The organism is Rhodococcus sp. P4_F3_2 (assembly GCF_056401335.1).
In genome coordinates this window covers 1-493 of sequence record NZ_JBFUJN010000170.1, presented here as the reverse complement: position 1 = coordinate 493, position 493 = coordinate 1, and the positions used below count along the sequence as shown (strand labels likewise).

Below are 493 nucleotides of genomic sequence, written 5' to 3'. Positions count from 1 at the left end.
CTACTGAAAAATCCCAGTTTGCATAACCATTTGTAATTAACTTAAATCCATCCTCACGTTCAATGGTTATAGATCCCTTCGCKACATATAAACCTGCTGAAGTTAAGCGAACAAATTTTTCAGCATCATCAGGACTTAAAGCTTTAAGTTCTACACCATCCCAGTAGAAGTAATTTTCCTCGCCTATGATTTGAATGTTATTTGTCTTAATCTGCCCAGCTGTGAGTAGAGAAGTATTTATACCCAATGGTGTGATAGCCTCATCAAACGTTAATCCACCATTTTGAGTAATCCCTAACCCTGTGGAACGAAAAACAGTGAATTTATTATAATCGTTTGGATCACGCGCCAAAATACCCATTCCCTCTGGATATTCCAATTGAGTTAATGAGTTAATCAAAGCTTGAGTTGTAATTTTAATACGGTCACTATAAACATTCTCTCTAATTTTACCTTTACGAGAGTCGTATATCTTATCTAGCTGTGCTTTAGT

Annotated in this window: 1 protein-coding gene; it reads right to left on the bottom strand. The window is 36.0% G+C overall.

From position 1 onward, the window contains the following. Window positions 1–493 (bottom strand): hypothetical protein (locus AC1DWA_RS33280; RefSeq protein ID WP_477917732.1); only part of this gene is annotated, 493 nt, incomplete at both ends.